This is a genomic window from Shewanella sp. SW32, from assembly GCF_025653365.1.
Lineage (GTDB): Bacteria > Pseudomonadota > Gammaproteobacteria > Enterobacterales > Shewanellaceae > Shewanella > Shewanella oncorhynchi.
Genome location: NZ_JAKKSJ010000016.1, coordinates 33879 through 50534 on the forward strand (window position 1 = coordinate 33879; position 16656 = coordinate 50534).

13 protein-coding genes are annotated in these 16656 nt (G+C 45.7%); 11 read left to right on the forward strand and 2 right to left on the reverse strand.

All coding sequences use genetic code 11. The annotated features are described in order from the left end of the window. The first annotated feature begins 34 nt into the window (after positions 1 to 34). A complete protein-coding gene (locus L5M28_RS11245) occupies positions 35 to 1204 on the forward strand; it encodes a porin (protein ID WP_261272888.1) in 1170 nt (389 codons plus the stop codon). A 115-nt stretch (positions 1205 to 1319) separates the two neighbouring features. On the opposite strand, the gene L5M28_RS11250 is transcribed toward L5M28_RS11245, so the two are convergent. Beyond that, positions 1320 to 2846, reverse strand: a complete 1527-nt coding sequence (locus L5M28_RS11250; protein ID WP_263203353.1) for a sigma-54 interaction domain-containing protein — start codon at positions 2844 to 2846, stop codon at positions 1320 to 1322. A gap of 165 nt (positions 2847 to 3011) precedes the next feature. On the opposite strand from L5M28_RS11250, the gene L5M28_RS11255 reads away from it, so the two are divergent. From L5M28_RS11255 to L5M28_RS11265, 3 genes are read left to right on the forward strand one after another with little or no spacing between them, the layout of a single operon-like run. Beyond that, positions 3012 to 4565 (forward strand): flavocytochrome c, encoded by a 1554-nt coding sequence (locus tag L5M28_RS11255; RefSeq protein WP_263203355.1) that lies wholly within the window; start codon positions 3012 to 3014, stop codon positions 4563 to 4565. 41 nt (positions 4566 to 4606) lie between these two features. Continuing rightward, on the forward strand, positions 4607 to 6244 hold the full coding sequence (gene hutH / locus L5M28_RS11260) for a histidine ammonia-lyase (protein WP_263203357.1): 1638 nt from the start codon (positions 4607 to 4609) through the stop codon (positions 6242 to 6244). A 42-nt stretch (positions 6245 to 6286) separates the two neighbouring features. Continuing rightward, a complete protein-coding gene (locus tag L5M28_RS11265; RefSeq protein WP_173244080.1) occupies positions 6287 to 6670 on the forward strand; it encodes a cytochrome c3 family protein in 384 nt (127 codons plus the stop codon). A gap of 207 nt (positions 6671 to 6877) precedes the next feature. Here L5M28_RS11265 and L5M28_RS11270 read toward each other — a convergent pair whose 3' ends face one another. Beyond that, on the reverse strand, positions 6878 to 8167 hold the full coding sequence (locus L5M28_RS11270) for an alpha/beta hydrolase (RefSeq protein ID WP_263139072.1): 1290 nt from the start codon (positions 8165 to 8167) through the stop codon (positions 6878 to 6880). A gap of 255 nt (positions 8168 to 8422) precedes the next feature. Here L5M28_RS11270 and L5M28_RS11275 point away from each other — a divergent pair, with 255 nt between their 5' ends. The 7 genes from L5M28_RS11275 to L5M28_RS11305 all read left to right on the forward strand — a co-directional run bounded on the left by L5M28_RS11275 (position 8423) and on the right by L5M28_RS11305 (position 16566). Then, positions 8423 to 9067: an MBL fold metallo-hydrolase gene (locus L5M28_RS11275; protein ID WP_113940724.1), complete on the forward strand. Its 645-nt coding sequence runs from the start codon at positions 8423 to 8425 to the stop codon at positions 9065 to 9067. 145 nt (positions 9068 to 9212) lie between these two features. Next, positions 9213 to 10952 (forward strand): methyl-accepting chemotaxis protein, encoded by a 1740-nt coding sequence (locus L5M28_RS11280; protein ID WP_263203360.1) that lies wholly within the window; start codon positions 9213 to 9215, stop codon positions 10950 to 10952. 323 nt (positions 10953 to 11275) lie between these two features. Further along, positions 11276 to 12292, forward strand: a complete 1017-nt coding sequence (locus L5M28_RS11285) for an XdhC family protein (protein ID WP_263139069.1) — start codon at positions 11276 to 11278, stop codon at positions 12290 to 12292. Beyond that, positions 12292 to 13059: a nucleotidyltransferase family protein gene (locus L5M28_RS11290; RefSeq protein WP_263220910.1), complete on the forward strand. Its 768-nt coding sequence runs from the start codon at positions 12292 to 12294 to the stop codon at positions 13057 to 13059. Before L5M28_RS11285 ends, L5M28_RS11290 begins: the two co-directional genes overlap by 1 nt. A gap of 3 nt (positions 13060 to 13062) precedes the next feature. Then, positions 13063 to 13566: a (2Fe-2S)-binding protein gene (locus tag L5M28_RS11295; RefSeq protein ID WP_263139066.1), complete on the forward strand. Its 504-nt coding sequence runs from the start codon at positions 13063 to 13065 to the stop codon at positions 13564 to 13566. A 1-nt stretch (position 13567) separates the two neighbouring features. After that, complete coding sequence (locus tag L5M28_RS11300) at positions 13568 to 15814, forward strand: xanthine dehydrogenase family protein molybdopterin-binding subunit (RefSeq protein WP_263203362.1); 2247 nt, start codon at positions 13568 to 13570, stop codon at positions 15812 to 15814. A 260-nt stretch (positions 15815 to 16074) separates the two neighbouring features. Further along, the gene (locus L5M28_RS11305; RefSeq protein ID WP_028761013.1) at positions 16075 to 16566 is read left to right on the forward strand and encodes a DUF1097 domain-containing protein; all 492 of its coding nucleotides are present in this window, start codon (positions 16075 to 16077) and stop codon (positions 16564 to 16566) included. Positions 16567 to 16656: the final 90 nt, after the last annotated feature.

Below are 16656 nucleotides of genomic sequence, written 5' to 3' on the forward strand. Positions count from 1 at the left end.
ATATATGGTTTCGCTGAATTTAAAGGTAGATGAAATGAAAAAGACATTGCTCGCTTTGATGATCCCAAGCTTATTGTTAATGGGACCTGCTCAAGCCGTTGAGTTGTATAATGACCAAACTAACAGCGTTAACATGATAGGTTGGTTAGGTTTTGCCGCGTTAAATGATGGTCATGAAACTTCCGTTATAGATAATTTTTCTCGTGTTGGTTTTCGTTTCGACCGTCAAGAGAAAAATGGCTGGAGTTCCTTTGCCCATACGGAATGGGGTATCAATATGGTGACCAGTGATGACGGCCTTATATACACGCAAGGCCAAGGTGGCGGTCAGTTATCTGCATCTAAAAATTCAGATTTTTTATTCAATCGACTGGGTTATGTTGGGATGTCCCATGAGAAATGGGGAAAGATCAGTTTTGGTAAGCAATGGGGGGCTTACTATGATGTTGCTTACACAACCGATGTGCTCAATGCTTTTACGGGGTGGTCTGTGGGGGCCTATACCTTCGGTGACGGTGGTTTAACAGGGGCAGGACGTGCCGATGCTGCGCTGCAATATCGTAATACTTTTGGTAATCTACATGTCGCAGTGCAGTATGCCTCTAAACAAAATAGCGATGTTGCCTTGTATGATGGCAGTGGTGCTCCCTTGAAAGATGGTTCCGAATTGAGTTTCGAACCTAGCTACGGTGCAAGTGTAACTTACAACTTTACTGATAAATTTAAAGTGCTAGCGGGATTTAATCGTGGTGATTTTACCGGAAATCTTGCAGGCCAAGAGGTTGATAACACTAATCAAATTATTGGTATAGGCGCCCAATACGGTAGTTTCTATCAATATGCTCCAGGTCGTGATGCTGACGGTTTATACGTAGGTTTTAACGCCCATAAGAGTGAGCAAAACGAATTAGTGGGCGGAGATTTATATGATTCAACTGGAGCAGAGTTTATTGTTGCTTATCAGTATGATAATGGTTTCGTTCCAACAGTATTACTGACATATCAAGATCTTGATACCGATGTAGATACTGCGATCCAAGGAAAATGGACACGCCAATTTGCAGTGTTAGGTCTGCATTATCGCTATAGCCGCGACACAATTATGTACGTTGAGGCCAAAATAGATTTCAGCAGTATGGATGATAAAGCCTATGAAGATCTACAAGATAACAACTATGCGGTGGGAATCCGTTATTTCTTCTAGATCCTATGGTTATCATTAATTTTTCAAAGGTCACTTATGTGACCTTTGTTATTTATGCACTTTGTTAACCGATGCTTTCTATTTTTGTTATAGAGCACTCGTTAGCCTTGAAAGATTATACAATCCCCAGTTTCTTCATTTTGCTGCGCAGGGTATTGGCATTGATGTCCAATAACTCAGCCGCACCTCCTGGACCATAGAGTTTTCCACCTGTAATCCGCAGTGCATGACTAATATATTTTCTGGTCATAACATCAAGGGGCACAAGTTTATCGCTCGCATAGTTTGGATCTATGATAACGGTTTGATTTGCTTGGGTCGTAATTTCCTCACCCTGATGTGGAGCAAGGAAGCTAAAATCTAACGGTCCTGAAGGTTGTTGTATTATCGCCCGTTCGAGCACGTTAATGAGTTCTCGGACATTTCCTGGCCAAGCGTATTGATTCAGAATATTCAATTGTTCCGGTGTAACTCTTGGTAATTGAGGCAGGTTGAACTTTGAACTCAGTTGCTCGATAAAATGCTGTACGAGTAAAGGAATGTCTGTACGTCTTTGTCTTAATGAAGGGATTTCAATAGGGAATATAGCTAAGCGATACCAAAGATCCTCCCGAAACACTTCTCTGTGTATCATAGCTTGTAAATTTCTATGGGTGGCAGCCACTATACGAATATCAAGCTGTACAGCATCATGCCCACCCACACGGGTAATACTGCTATTTTGAAGTACACGGAGTAATCGAACTTGTGCGGATAGTGGTAGCTCACCAATTTCATCGAGGAAGATAGTGCCGCCATTGGCTTGTTCGAAGTAGCCAATTTTACGGGACTCAGCCCCAGTAAATGCCCCTTTTTCATAACCAAAGAGTTCGGAGTCAATCAAAGTATCTGGAATGGCGCCGCAGTTGACCTTGATAAAGGGCTTATCTGAACGTTCAGAAAGTTCGTGAATAGCATTAGCTATCACTTCTTTTCCACACCCCGTTTCACCTAGCATCAGGACGGTCGTATTAATCTTGGCAATAGATTGCACTTGCTGCATGACGTGTTTCAAGCCTGAATTGGCTCCCACTACGCCATTCTGGACATCCAGTGTTCTGCGAAGACTCACATTCTGCTTTGAGAGTGCTTCATTTTCTTTAAGTAAATTACGTCCGCGTAAATTGAGTGCAGTGATCAAGGCTAATGCATGCATATGCGGAGCAATTAAATCAGCATGACGAGGGCGAAAAACGCCTGTCGTTTTGGCATAAAATCCGACTATCCCAAGGTGGGTATTTTCGATAGACATTCTCAAAATGATCAGCGAACGAATACCGTTGATCACCTTAGGTGCAACTAAAGCAGTGATTGGGTCGTGCTCAATATCATTAACAATTCTCACGCGCGGGCGTTGAGGATCATCTAAGCACTTAGCCAGTTCTTCAGGGATAGATATTTGTCTATCTAAGGTGCATGATTGGTTAGCATTGACATGAGCTATAAATTGTATGTCATTAAATTTTTTGCGAAAAATATTAATAAATAGCCCATCAATAGGTAGTTCATCCCGAATAAACTCGAAGTAACTTTGCAGGGACTTTTCGAGTTGTAGGCTACTGCATAATCTCAGTGTCGATTCGTGATAAAAGTGTTTTTCCATTGATATTTCATGTTAATCATTAAGTATCGTGATTGTAGATCTTTATATTTCGTGATTCCGTGCCTCCAATCAAAGTTCCCCACTTAATTACCTCTTTTTAGGTGCTTGGCACAGCGCATGCACTTCCATGCTGACAAGTTCCAGCCATTATTGAAGGAGGTAAGCATGAGTAAAACTCAAGATATTGATACGGGCCGTCGGCAGTTGCTAAAAGGTGGGGCTGTGATGGCTGCGGGCTTTGGGGCTGCAATAGCCTTACCTGCAACAGCCAATTGTGGTGTTGCTCCTGAAGTATTTGATGAGATTGTGGATGTATTAGTTGTCGGCAGCGGCTTTGCTGGGATGTCTGCGGCATTACAAGCTAGAGAGGCTGGTGTGAGCGTTATGGTTGTGGACAAGATGCCAGTCTTTGGTGGTAATTCAACTATCAATGGCGGTGCCATGGCTGTGGCGGATTCTGAGTTGCAGAAACAAGCAGGCATTAAGGATTCTGTCGATGAAATGGTCGCCGATATGATGCGAGCAGGTCGGGGCATGAACGATGTTGAGATGTTAAAACTGGTGTGTAATGGCACGGCTGAATCCTGTCAGTGGTTGATTGAACATGGGGTTAAGTGGAAACCTTTCGTGCAGCATTTTGGTGGTCACTCAATACAACGAGTCTTGCAAACAGTTGAAAGTTCAGGGGCAGGTATTATCAGACCGCTGATTAACGCCGCGAGAGATAAAGGCGTGGTGATGAGAAATCAGACCAAGCTCGAAAGCTTTGTGAAAGATCTCGATGGTCGCGTGATTGGGGTCGAAGTTCGTGAAGGTTTTTATTTCCCTAATGAGCGAACCGGTAAAATACGTCGCATAGGCGCGCGCCGTGGTGTTGTTATGGCAACGGGGGGCTTTGGTCGCGATATTGAATATCGCATGATGCAACTACCTGAGTTAAATAACGACTTAGATTCCACCAATCATGCTGGTGCAACTTCAGAAGCCCTAAAGCAAATGATGCTCTTAGGTGCTAACCCTATTCATTTAGACCAAATTCAACTCGGCCCATGGGCATCTCCCGATGAAAAAGGCTTTGGTACTGCATCCCAGTTCAACACGATTGCGACCTATCCCCACGGTATTGTGGTGGATGTGCGCACTGGTGAACGTTTTTTCAATGAACTTGCAGATCGTAAAGCGAGAGCTGACGCTATCATGACTCGCCGTGATGAACATGGTCAGCCTGTTTATCCTATTGGTTTCACTAATGCAGAAGGGGCTAGTAAGGCGCAAACCTTAGATTGGGGACTGAAATATAAGGTGATTAGTAAAGCAGAAACCTTAGACGAACTTGCTGCTATTTATGGTATGCCAGCCAAAGCACTAAAAGCTCAAGTCGCCCGTTGGAACGAAGCGGTAAAAAATGGTGTTGATAAAGAATTCGCACGTCCTCTGCAAGAAGCCATTGTGCTAGATAAAGGGCCTTGGTATGCCGTTCGTATGTGGCCAAAAGTTCACTATTGCATGGGCGGCGTTAAAGTGAATACCCGATCAGAAGTACTGCATTTAGTCACCAACCAAGCCATTCCAGGACTGTATGCCGCAGGTGAAGCAACCGGAGGAATTCACGGTGCTAGCCGTTTAGGCGCTTGTGCTGTCGCAGAGGGCGTTGTTACTGGTCGCAACGCGGGCCGAAATTGTGCCGCGGCAAAGGCGGCGGTGCTTAAGCAAGCATAATTAGATTTTTATTAAAAATTACAATGTATTGGAGAATGGTAATGAATAAATCAGTGTTGATGGCATCGCTTACTTTAAGCCTACTCTCTGGGAGTGCTTTAGCGATGGAGCACGTTGTCCTCGATGGTAAACATTTAACGCAAGAACAAGCATGGGCAATCGCCGATGGCGCTAAAGTCAAGATTGCATCTCAAGCGAAAACCCAACTCGTTAAAGCTAATAGTTTGTTGATGGAAGCTGCTCGTTTAGGTAAGCCTGTTTATGGTCTTACTGTGGGCGTTGGTTTGAACAAAGATCACAAGTTATTTGATGCCAATGGCAAGTTAAGTGATGAAGTGCTTGAGGCATCACGTAACTTTAACTTCAGCACTTTTCGAGCTCATAGTGCAGGAGTCGGTGACGCTGCACCGATTCGGTTAACTCGATTAGCTTTGGCGGTACGCTTAAATACTATGCTCGCGGGACAAACAGGGGTGCAACCTGTTGTGGCTGAACTCTATGAGGCATACCTTAACAAAGGGTTAACGCCAGTCATCCCCGCCCACGGTACTGTAGGTGAAGCGGATATTTTGCTCTCATCCCATGTCGGGTTAGCTATGGTGGGTGAGTGGGAAGTATTCTACAAAGGACAACGTGTTAGCAGTAAAGATGCTATGGCGGATGCCGGAATTACACCACTTGTGCCTATGGGGAAAGATGCGCTATCAATTCTGTCTAACAATTCGTTTTCAGTAGCTTATGCGATGAAAGGTTACCGTGAGGCCAAGCAATTACTCTCTATCTCGCCAACGCTATTTGGTTTAAGCCTTGAGGGATTAAATGGTAATGTTGCTCCATTTTTACCACAAACCAATGATATTCGTCCTTTCCCTTATATTAAAGCCAGCACAAGTGACATTCTAAAACAGTTAGATGGCAGTTATTTATGGCAGCTTAATGATGAACGTCCTTTGCAGGACCCTCTCAGTTACCGAACGACAGCATACACGTTAGCCAGTGCTGAACAAGCGTTAGCAGAATTGAATGATGTGGTAAATATTCAAATAAATCATTCGGATGATAACCCTGCAGTTATTGTTGGCGCATCGAATGAGTATGCGAAGTTTCCACAGGTTGCTAAGTATATCGTCGAAGGGCAAGGTGGTGTGTTTCCAACCACGAACTTTGAACCTTTGCCTGTTGCATTGGCAGTACAAAACTTGAGTGTCGCTCTGACACATGTATCCCATAACAGTGTTATGCGCACCATCCATTTATCTGATGACCATTTTACTAACTTACCCCGTTTTTTAAGTGCTCCAGGTAATAATGGTCATGCTTTTGGCGCGATTCAAAAAGTGTTTGTAGATATGCAAGTTCGTAATAAACAGTTGGCGACCCCAGTGTCATTTGATGGGATCTCAATTGCGGGGGGAATTGAAGATACTTTCACTAACCTCAAGCTTGCTGCGGACAATTTGATCCAGATTGTTGACAACACACGTGTGATCTACGGTTTAGAGTTGCTGCATTCAAGTCAAGCGATTGATTTACGTAAGTTGGCCACTCCAGATCTTCATTTAGGTAAAGCGACCGAAGCCATGTACAAGGCTTACCGAGAAAAAGTGCCATTTGTTGCTCAAGATCGCCCATTCACGCCTGATATCCAAACTTCAACTGAATTTATCGCAAATTATTAATATGTTATGCGGGGCAATATGCCCCGCTATAGGAAGAGTCTGATGTTAAAACCCTTATATACACTTTTACTTGGTTGCATGTTCATGCTGCCAATAACAACAAATGCGATGAATATTAAGGATTATCATAAGGATGTGATGACAAGTGAAAATGGTCAGGTCGACTGTACTGCCTGTCATGGTGATGTAAAGCGTAAGACCATACCTGATGCCGCAGTGTGCGCTAACTGCCATGGTTCTCCTCAGGATGTGGCTAAACTGACTAAGCGACCTGAAGACGCGGGGCATTCGGTCGAGCCCAATCCCCATGACAGTTTACATTACGGTTCTGATTTACCATGTACCTACTGTCATCAAGAACATAAAGAAAGCAAAGTTTATTGTAATCAATGTCATGAATTTACTTATCCTAAAATGAAGCGATAGTTTTAAGATTTTGTCACTTTGCTTTGTCGTCTATTTTATTGGGCAATGCACTCGCCGAAGGTGAGTGCATTTTTTGCAAAAAAAAGAGTAAACCAAAACGGTTTACTCATACGGAAATAGGTCGTTAAAGCTTGCCAAAATCACTCAACTGATGAGGAGCAGGCATATAATCCCAGCATTAACTTAATTAGCCCTTAAAGCTCATATTTATCTTAGGGTGTCGCCTCGGTTTAAGCTGATGAGCTTATCCAGTATGCGTTCTCCATCCATGCGGATGCCGTTATGTTCATATTCTGATGTTAACCAATACTTTAGCCTGCCAACTTGTTTTGTAGTTTCTAAACTGTATTGCATCTCTACAAACATATCTTCACTGTAAATGGCCGCTGCAACAGGGATTCGGTTTTGTGCCAGTTGCTCTAGATTGTAAAGTGCTGGCCAATCTGATTTATGGGCGAGGATTTCTGCCGCAGCTTTAAGCGGCACTAAGTGACTAAATTGGTCAAACATCCATGGGTATATCATCTCACCTGTGAATAAAAACGGTTTACCTTGTTGATAGTTAAAGGCGGGGAATTGCTGTCTAACCCTGTGTGCAGACCATTGTGAAGCTGAGTGTTGGCAGTAAATGGCCTCATGCAACAGGGCAAAAATTGGGTTAGTGTTGTAATCGAGCATTTGACCGAAATGATTTAAAAATAACGGATTGACTACTGCCCCTGAAGCCGTGTTGATCAAGGCTTGTTCAAGCAAATAATAAACCGATTCAGGCCCTTGCTCCATTCCAATATTAATACCTAGCAGTTGCAACATTTCAACCGTGAGGCGTTCACCCGTTGCCAAATACACTTCATTTTCAAGCAAATGTTTTGCTAAGCGAGTGACGAGATGTTGAGCATCGTGGAAGCGTTGGAAAAATTGTTTATTCTTCGCCAGTACGCGTTGATAAGTCGCAAGATAGACGTCGTCGCTGCTACGGGTTAATGATGGTATGCCACCCGTGATATAGGCTTCACTGACGCCTTGAGGGGCGGCGCTTAAATAATGTAACACGCAAAATCCCCCGAAACTTTGGCCGAGAATCGCCCACTTATCGGCGGGACAAAGCTGGGCACGAATCGTTTCGGCATCACGAATGATATTGTCAGCCCTGAAATGGCTTAGGTAATCCGCTTGAGCTGCGGGATCTAAGTGTTGCAGGCTTTGGTAATTAATCGGTGTTGATAAGCCTGTGCCACGTTGATCGAGTAATAACACCCGATATTCTTTTAATGCGCGGCGGATCCAGCCGCTGTTGCTGGCGGGACGCATGGCCGCAAATCCAGGGCCGCCTTGAAAAAATACGATATAAGGTAGTTTTTTATCTTTGTTTTCTGGGCTACAGAGTTCTCTGGCAAACACTTGGATTTGCTCTGCAATTGGATTTTGATAGTTGAGGGGCAAGGTAAAAGTGTGTTTCTTCGCCAGCACTCCGGCGAGAATAATATCGGGTTTCATCAAACAACCTTAATGGCAGAGGATCATGTTATTGTGATTGGCAGATTGTATACCCAAATAAGCTGAAGATGCAGTAACCTAGGCTACCTGAAACGCGTATCTTCAGCTAACTTGGGTATAGACAAAATAGTTTATGTCGTAAGCTAGGATTATTTGATTAGCTTTTGGTGAAGATCAATTTTTTGGATATAAATTTGAGCCATGATGAGTTTCTTAGCGTAATCTATCGCTTATGGATAACACGAGATTGAAGCTATGAAGTATCAGATTATTCCAGTGACACCTTTTCAGCAAAATTGCAGCTTGATCTGGTGTGAAAAAACCAAGTGTGCTGCGGTCGTGGATCCCGGCGGGAATATTGACAGGATCCAAAACGAAGTGGCGAAACTTGGACTCGTCCTCGAAAAAATCCTCCTTACCCATGGGCATATCGATCATGTCGGTGGTGCAAAAGCCTTAGCGAAAGCCGCCAATGTGCCGATTATTGGCCCGCATATTGCCGATAAATTCTGGATTGATAACTTACCTAAGCAAAGCCAAAATTTTGGTTTTCCCCATTGTGATGCCTTTGAACCGGATCAATATCTGCAGGATGGTGATATTGTTAAAGTGGGCGAGCAAAGTTTATCTGTGCTGCATTGCCCTGGGCATACGCCGGGACACATTGCCCTTTTCTCTGCCCAATCTAAGTTGGCGTGGGTGGGGGATATTTTGTTTCGAAGTTCTATCGGTCGCACCGATTTCCCCCAATCAAATCATCAGGATTTAATTCACTCGATCACCGAAAAACTGTGGCCCTTAGGTGCCGAGGTTGAATTCATTCCTGGGCATGGTCCTATGTCGACCTTTGGCGAAGAGCGCGAGCATAACCCCTTTGTCGCGGACCAACTTTTACTGTAATTGAGACGCCATTCAGCATTGCTTGATTTGTGAGCGATAATCACTCGCAAATCAAATGATTATTTCAGCTAATAAACCAACCTTTTTTATGTTTTCTGTTTTTCCTTCTAGACTTAAAGCAGTTCTTCCGTCTACTGGGGTAAGTATGAAAACAAAAACAATGATGAGCGTGGTCTTTTCGACCATAGTCGCGAGTGCCGTGATTTCTGCGGTATTGAGCTTCAATGTTAAGTCTAAAATCGATCTCTTTAATGATGCGGCTAGCGTCCGATATCAGTCCTATCAAGTTGCCGATGAGTTAAGACAAAGTTCCGATGACCTAACGCGTCTCGCTCGAACTTACGCTGTTACGGGTGATGAAAAATACGAAAAAATGTATATGGATATTTTGGCTATCCGTAATGGTGAGAAGTCTAGACCTGAAAAATATCATCAGATTTACTGGGATTTGGTGCTGAGCTATGGCGATAAGCCAAAACCCGACGGTGCTAGCATTGCGATAAACACACAAATGAAGTCCCTCGGTTTTTCTGATGAAGAATTCCGTTACCTTGAACAAGCTCAGCAAAACTCAGATGCGTTAGTCGCCCTCGAAGTGAAAGCCATGAATGCCGTCAAAGGTATTTTTATGGACCCCAACACCCAAACTTACACGATCAAAGGTGAGCCTAACTTAACTATGGCGAGGGAGTTATTACATAGCGACCAATACCACAGAGAAAAAGCTAAGATCATGCAGCCGATTGATGAGTTTTTTACAGCATTGGATAAACGTACCGATGGTGATGTGAATAACCGACTCGATTCCCTGCATGCAGCATTAAACTGGTCCCAACTGGTGTTATTTATCGTGATTTTAGCCGCCGTTGGCGGATTTATTATCGTTAAGAGCAGGATTGTGACTCCCTTAGTGCAGACCTGTATTGAATTGCTCGATATTCAGCGCTCTAAAAATCTTGCGCGGCGGATCTCTGTTACGACTCAGGGGGAAATTGGTGAAATCGTTAATCAAATCTACTTGTTTATCTCTTCCCTTGCCAGTTCATTATCGACAACAGATGGTATTGCAAAAGAGGTGGCTGATTTAGCGAAGCAAACTAAAGCATCAATTCAAATTTCGCGTGAAAGCTCAAATCGAGTGGCGAGAGAACTGGACGCCAGCGCCAGTGCGATGGAAGAAATGACCACGACCTTAGTGCATGTAAGTGAGAGCACCTCGAACGCTGAAAGCCGCGCCGCCGAAAATGAAACGCATGTCACTGTAGGTAAACAGACAGTATCGGAAGCGTTGAAAGCCATGTCGGTATTAGAAACTGAGTTTAGGAATACTCAAGACTCTATGTCGCATCTAGTGAACGAAAGTACCCAAGTCAGCAATGTGTTGAGTGTGATTAAGGCGATTGCAGAGCAAACGAATTTGCTGGCACTGAATGCCGCGATTGAAGCCGCACGGGCCGGTGAGCAAGGACGAGGCTTCGCTGTGGTAGCTGATGAGGTTCGATCATTAGCCCAGCGCACTCAAGATTCCACCAAGGAAATCGATGATATTGTCGCAAGCCTTCAAAGCCGTACTAATCAAGTGGGTACATCTGTGACTCAAGCGGCGACGCTAATGCAAAAGGCGGGGGTAGAACTGCAACGTATCGTGGCAGTATTTGAGGATATCCGCCATAGTACGGAAGCGATTCATGGGATCAATACTCAGGTTGCCGCTTCAACCGAAGAACAATCCTTAGTTTCTAAAGAAATAGCTTCGAGCATGATGGTGATCCGCGATAATTCCCGTGAAGTATCACAGATTATCGAACAGATTGAATCGACATCCATTAGTCTAGACAACCAATCCCAGATACTGCGCACTAAGGCGGGCGAATACCAGTTTTAGATGAAATGTGGTTGATTTGCGAACAAACGCCACTCAGACATGGACGTCAATTCTTCCTCTTTAACTTCCCCTGAACATATTTTATGCTTCAACACTTTCTGAAATCTATTACTCCTTTCAATACGCACACGCCTTTGCTAACTTGGTTGTCCATATGTTTAATGCGAGCGTTTGACGAAGCGGTTTTATTTGCTGATAAAACTTGCGTCAAGCTTTGATGACAAATAGTCGTCGATAGCTGCGTTATTAACGGTTGATAGTTTCAATAGCGATAAGCGCATTAAATTTTTTTAAATCTCTCTAACCCAATGGAGTCCTTGCGGATGGATCACCAAATCGAAGATTTACTAGAGCATTGGCTACCACTGGCGGATGACGCTTGGGTGCTTGCGGTGATCACCAAAATTCAAGGTTCGGCCTATCGCAAACCTGGCGCCATGATGTTGTTCCATGAGTTTGGTCAAGGCGTGGGTATGTTAAGTGGCGGCTGTTTAGAAGCCGATTTACGCCGCCATGCTCAAAATGCCATGCAGACTAAGCAAGTCATGTGTGTCACCTATGATGCAAGCGATGAGTCCGATGCCAGCTATCGACTCGGTTGTGGTGGCATAGTAGATATCATGTTGATCCCTCTGCTAAAAGAGAATCATGATCTTGGCTTAGTTGAGCTAGTGCAGGCATTTCGCCACGGTCGGTCGGGTTTTTACCAATTGCCTTTAGTCAAAGCGGGGACGGATGCGCGCCAGTATCACGCTGCGTTTTATTCTGAGGAGTTGACGCCGTTCCCCGCCAGCGATTTTGTTCGCACGGGCGTCTTCACCCAAGACGCGGGAGAATCACTGATTATTCCCTTGAGACCAAGATTCCATCTTGGGATCTTTGGCGGTGGTATCGATGCTAAGCCCGTTGCCGCCATGGCCCACACTTTAGGTTGGCTAGTGACTGTTTTTGATGGTCGTACCGCCTATGCCAGAGCGGCGGATTTCCCCCATGCCCATATAGTGAAACTGACCGCGGGGGAATTAACCGCGAATCATATCGCTCAATTGGATTGTGCCGTGGTGATGAACCATAACTTGGGCTTAGATGCTGCGGCATTAAAGGTCATTCAAGCGCATCCGCTAGCCTATATCGCCTTGCTTGGTCCTGCCCATCGACGGGATAAAGTGCTTGGAATGGCAGGGCTCAGTGCTGAATCTTTTACTGGGGTATTTTCTGCTCCCGCGGGGCTTGCCCTTGGCGGCGAGTTACCGAGTGCCGTTGCGTTAAGTATTTTGGCCCAGTGCCACGGGGTGCTCCATGGCGCAACCTTAAAACATCTCGATGAGATAATGCGTTGATGATGTTGCCGCCAGTGCAAAAGCCTTCTGTACTAATGTCTTCAGCACCAAAGTCGGCAGAGCAAACGTTGACAGAGCAAACGCCACTTTCATCCAAGCGGCTGCTGATTGTGGTACTTGCGGCCGGCGAGAGTAAGCGCTTTGACGGGGTAAAGTTAGCGCAACTTCTACCATCACATAGCGCTACGGAAATTCGCGAACAAACCATCATTAACACTCATGTTGAGCGTTTACAGCAGCTTAGTTACCAAGATTTAGGTTTGGATCGCCAAGACACTCATTCGCTCCAGCATACGCCTTTGTTAATCATACTCGGTGCTCATCAGCACATATTGCAGCCATTATTAGTCGAGCTTCATTCCCGCCAACCCTTTGATATTTTAGTTAATCCACAGTGGCAAACAGGCTTGGCATCCTCAGTGAGTTTGGCGGCAAGCTATGCCAAGGAGCAGGGCTTTGATGCCATGCTGCTGACATTGGCAGACCAAGTGGCCTTGAGTGCAGACGATTATCGACAACTGATTTTGACATGGCATGAAACCGGTAAAGACGTTGCCGCCCATTATTTGGATGATTTAGGCGTACCTGCTATTTTTAATGCCTCTACATTACCGCAGTTCACTCACTTGAGTGGTGATCGCGGGGCAAAATCGATTCTAAAACAACAAGCACAGCGGGGAGCGTTAGTCGCTATAACACTACCCCGCGCCGCAATTGATATTGATACCCAAGCCGATCTTGCGTCGTGGTTGGCACTTAAGGAGTGAGTTATGGCAGAAGTATTATCAACCACTGCAGTTATCAAGGAAGCCAGTACCGCCGCTTCCATCCAAACACTTTTCATCAACGGTAAATCATTTACCTTAGATGCCGATCCTAAGATGCCAATCCTGTGGGCGTTACGGGATATTTTAGGGCTCACGGGCACTAAATATGGTTGTGGTGCAGGGTTATGCGGTGCTTGCACTGTGCATTTAGACGGCCAACCTGTGCGCGCCTGTTTAACCAGTTTGGGGCAGGCACAAGGAAAACGTCTGACAACAATTGAAGGGCTGGATAATCAAAAGCTTAAAAATGCTTGGGCCGAACATAACGTGCCCCAGTGCGGCTATTGCCAAGCGGGACAACTGATGTCGGCTGCGGCGTTAGTGGCGCAGCATCCGAAACCTTCTGCAGAACAAATCAACTCGGCCATGTCGGGTAATCTCTGCCGCTGTGGAACCTATCCTAGGATCAAAGCCGCACTGCAAAACTATGCCAAACAGGAGGGCTAATATGAGTACTTTTACTGCCGTAGAAAATATCAGCCGCCGCGACGTGCTAAAACTGTTTGGCGCAGTGGGTGGCGGATTAGCATTAGGGGCGAGCGGACTAACATGGAGCCCCATGGCGCTGGCGCAGGATAAAGAAGCGCGGTTGAATCTGTTTATTGCCATTGGTGAAGACGACAAAGTGTACCTCACTTGCCATCGCTCCGAGATGGGACAGGGGATCAGAACCGGCATTCTGCAAGTCTTAGCCGAAGAGTTAGAAGCGGATTGGGATAAAATTGTCCCTATTCAAGGTTTAGCTGATAAACGTTATGCCAGCCAAAACACCGACGGTAGCCGCAGTATTCGCGAAAATTACGACCGCATGCGCCAGATGGGGGCGATGGCAAGAACCATGCTAGAACAGGCTGCCGCCGCACGTTGGAAAGTTCCCGTGAGCGAGGTGCATACCGCCAGCCATAAAGTGCTGCATGCTAAAACGGGCCGCTCGGCCAAGTTTGGCGAGTTAGCGTTAGCCGCATCAGAGCAGCCAGTACCTGCAGTTGAGTCATTAACCTTTAAAGACGTTAAAGATTTCAAGCAGATTGGTGCATCACGTCAAATCGTTGATATGGATGCCATGTTAAGTGGCAGCGCGATTTATGGTTATGATATCAAACTCGATGGCATGCTTTACGCCAGCATAATACGCCCGCCGGTGCTCGGGAGCGATGTGGCAAGCTTGGACGATACCGCAGCGCGTCAAGTGGCTGGGGTAGTGGATGTGTATCGTTTGCCAGCCGCTAAGGGCGCTCCCGCGTTTCAGGCTTTGGGCGGCGTAGCTGTTATCGCCACAAACACGTGGAGTGCCCTCGAAGGGCGCAAAGCCTTAAAAGTCACTTGGACTCAGGCCGACAACAGTCAGCATGATTCAAGTCTTTATTTGAAGTCACTGGTCGAGCGGGTACAGCAAAGCGGTAATGTCGTGCGTCAAGCTGGTGATGAAATCAAAAACTGGCCCGAGGCGAATACGTTAAAAGCGGTTTATACCGTGCCTTATTTAATTCATTCCTCTATTGAGCCGCCCGTTGCCACCGCCCATGTGACTGAAAAGGGCTGTGAAATCTGGGCATCGACCCAAACGCCGCAAAGTACCCAGCAAAATGTGGCCGCAGCGCTAGGTATGGAAGAAGATGCGATTAAAGTGAATGTCACCCTATTGGGTGGTGGTTTTGGGCGTAAATCTAAACCTGATTTTAGCGTTGAAGCCGCACTATTATCGAAGCAATTCAAGCGTCCAATTAAGGTGAGTTGGAGCCGCGAAGATGAAATTCAAAACGGTTATTACCATGCTATCAGCGCCCAGTCCTATCAGGCACTGTTTTATGCCAATAACAAACCGACCGCGCTTTTAGCCCGTACCGGATTTCCATCCATTAGCTCGACCTTTGCCGAAGGGGTGGAATATCCCTCTGGCGGTGAGTTGGATTTAGGCTTTGTGGATGTGCCCTTTGCTTTGCCAAATTTAAGATACGAAGCGGTAAAAGCGCAGGCGCATAGCCGTATTGGTTGGATGCGCTCTGTGTGTAATATTCAGCACGGTTTTAGTGTCGGCAGTTTTGTCGATGAAATGGCTCATCGTTCTCAGGTTTCTTGCCCTGCAATGTGGCGTAGCCTTTTAGGTGAAGCAAGGCGTGAGACCTTTACCGACCAACAGTTCACCTACGGCAACTATGGCGAAGAGCTCAATCGTCACCCTGTGGACGTCAGTCGCTATTTTGGGGTAATCGACGCGGTCGAAAAAGCCCAAGCTAAGGCGCCCAAGGCGGGTAAAAATCAGGGCTGGGGTTTTGCCGTACACCGCAGTTTTGTGAGTTATGTCGCCGTGGCCATGCTGGTGGAAGTGAGTGAGGATAAACAGCTTAAAGTGCTGAATGCCATCGCTGCTATCGATGCGGGCACGATAGTTAACCCAGATAGGGTAAAAGCACAGACAGAAGGTGCGATTGTATTTGGCCTGAGTTTAGCCTTGATGGGTGAAATCACTTACAAAGAGGGCAAAGTGCAGCAATCGAATTTCCACGATTATCCTTTGCTGCGACTTCCCCAAACCCCCGATATGGAGATCATCATTATTGCATCCGATGCGCCGCCCGCAGGCGTGGGTGAGCCGGGTGTGCCGCCCGTTGCCCCGAGTTTAACCAATGCGATTTTTGCGGCGACGGGGCAGAGGATCCGCGATCTTCCCGTGAATAAACTATTGCGAGTGTAAGTGTCGGCAAGAGGGTTAACTGAAAGCCGTTTGAACAAAAAAGCGCCTAATAAGCGCTTTTTTCGTTTTTTTACCACAAAAAATTTGCTTGTTAGCGATTTTACGGGCATTAATGCCGAAAATTAGCAATAGATCAGGTTTTTGTTACCAAAATAGAGGTAATTTAACCAATATGTTTACCCAAGCTACCTCAAAATACACATTTTAGAGCGCCCAAGGGTATTAAACTTCCGTGAATAGAATTACTAAAGGGGTCATCCATGGAAAATCGTTGGCAAGTCGCTATTTCTGCCGGCCTATTGGCGGCTATTTGGTGTGGCGTCGCAGATGCCTTTCATCTGGTCACTTGGATCGGCTTTTTAGGTTGTAGCACTTTTTTTGCTCAACCTAAGGCTGGCTTTCAGGGCGTGATGATGGCGTGGTGCACAAACCTGTCCGGTGTATTTTGGGCTTGGCTCATTATCTCGGGTAGCAGCTTTTTTATTTCGCCCGTATTTGGGTATATTTTTACCGGCATAGCCACTTCGGCCATGTGTTTACAGGCAAGTTATCAAAAGCTTAGCTTTATTCCTGGCGCCTTTATTGGCTGCTGCACTACCTTTGCTATGGCGGGTGATGTGGCCAATGTCGTGCCGTCGTTGATCATTGGTGGCTTATTAGGTTTTAGCATGAGCTTGTTAACGGGGCAGTTGGTTACTCTGACACAAAAGTGGTCTGCCGCCACACGTAACCAAGTTGCTAGCGCTGATTAGCATAATACCTGCTCAGATCTTATGACTGACATAGTTGTCGTGACAATCTGAGCTATACTGCTGATTTAGTGCCAAATAGCATTTTGTTCT